The 1679-nt window shown below is 45.7% G+C and carries 1 protein-coding gene; it reads right to left on the bottom strand.

The features are described 5' to 3' along the window. Positions 1 to 1376 (bottom strand): TonB-dependent receptor (locus tag Q0314_RS04450; protein WP_298056955.1); only part of this gene is annotated, 1376 nt, incomplete at its 3' end. Positions 1377 to 1679 lie beyond the last annotated feature (303 nt).

The raw sequence follows: 1679 nt of genomic DNA, 5'->3' as shown, positions 1-1679 counted from the left end.
TTGCGCGTGATGACGGCGTTTCTGTTTATTGGCGGCGTGGATGAAGCGGCATGGCGGCGATCGTAGATAACCAGATCCTGCGCGTCGTCTGCGATAAAGTACCCGCCCACGCTAAAGCTATCCTCGCCCTGGCGCGAACTCATGTATTCTTTATAAAATTCGCTCTTGTAAGTAAAGCCCAAATTTACGCGGTTGTGGCGCTCCGGTTTTAGCAGCGGGTTGCTCACCCAGCCGTTATCCATCGGACCGTAAAGCGTGTTAAATCGCTCCATATTGCCAGGTATGCGCTGCAAGCTCTCAAGCGCCGCGTAGTAGCTATCCAGCTCGTTTGGCGTGAAATCGTACTTTAGACTGGCGCTTAAGCCGTCTTGCTTGACGCTACCGTCAAAATCATATCCATAAACGCTGCGGATAAGCCCTTTTACCGTTCTAAGCGGTGCGGCGGGCGCAAAATAAGGCTCGTTTAATCCCTTTAAATTTGACCTCATCCAGTCGTAGTTTAGAGCAAGGCTAAGCTTGTGAAAGTCGTTAAATTTATAGCTTAATGTATCAAAAATCCTCGTTCGTTTATTCGTTACATCTGCAAACCTATAGCCGTTAAAAACCCAGCCGCCGGGCTGTTTTAGATACCTTTTGCCCTCGTGATTATCGTGTTGATAGCTGATGCCTGCGAGATTGTGAAAGTCGCCCAAGTCCGCGTCGTATTTTAGGTCGGCGTCCACGATTTTTCTATCCAGTTCGACCTTGACCGTCTGCGCCGCGCTTCTTAGATGATAGTTGTCGGCGTTTCTGCTTACGTCGCGCAGCATTAGCTCGAAATTTAGCGTATTTGATAGATCCTCCGTGCCGATACGAGCGTTAAATTTACCGATGTATCGCTCGGTTTTAACGGCATCCATGAGATGGTGAGGCTGCTTGTCGTCATCGATATTGTCGTGTACGAGCGTAAATCTAAACTCGCTTAGCTCGCTAGGCACGAAGCCCACGACCGCGCTTTGCCCCTGCCTGGCGTAGCCATAGTTCCACTCTCTGCCGCCGCCGTCTTTGTAGCGGTTGGCTTTAGAAAAATTTGCATTTAAAATCGTGTAGAAATTTGCGCCGCGGTACTTAAAAAGTCCCGAACCGTAAAACGTCCTGCCGTAAAATCCGCCCGCGACGTGAAATTTATCCATAGAATTATCAAGCAAATCCGTCACGAAAAAATAATCATCCCTTGGCGCGCGGTCAAATTGATTTTCCGGAAACGCGCTTTGAGCGACGTTTGGCGTATATGGCGGCGGAGGCGTAAAATCCTTTATCGGCTTTATGACATCGGGATTTGCGCCGTTTGCAAATAGCGCCGTCGCAGCCGCAGCCAGACTGATAGCTAATCTCATTTAGTATCCTTTATGATAATTTTGATTTTTTGTATCATAATTATATATAAAAATATTTGAAAAATTCTTGATTTTCGTTTTTGACGCTAGAGAAGTTAAATTTGATAAAAGCAAATTTTAGGCAAAGAGAGAATAGCCTGAATCGATACGTCAAATTTAAAAACTCAAATTCGTATTTTCAAGGTGCGGGTCTGGGTGAGTAAAATTTACAAATTTGACTTCAAATTTGAACATGAAACGATAAGGCGAAGTATCGTGAGATGATTTTGAGAGTTGTGCAGAAATTTTAAGTCAAGGCTAGAC

The organism is uncultured Campylobacter sp. (assembly GCF_938040115.1).
GTDB lineage: Bacteria > Campylobacterota > Campylobacteria > Campylobacterales > Campylobacteraceae > Campylobacter_A.
This window is presented reverse-complemented; position numbering and strand designations above follow the sequence as displayed.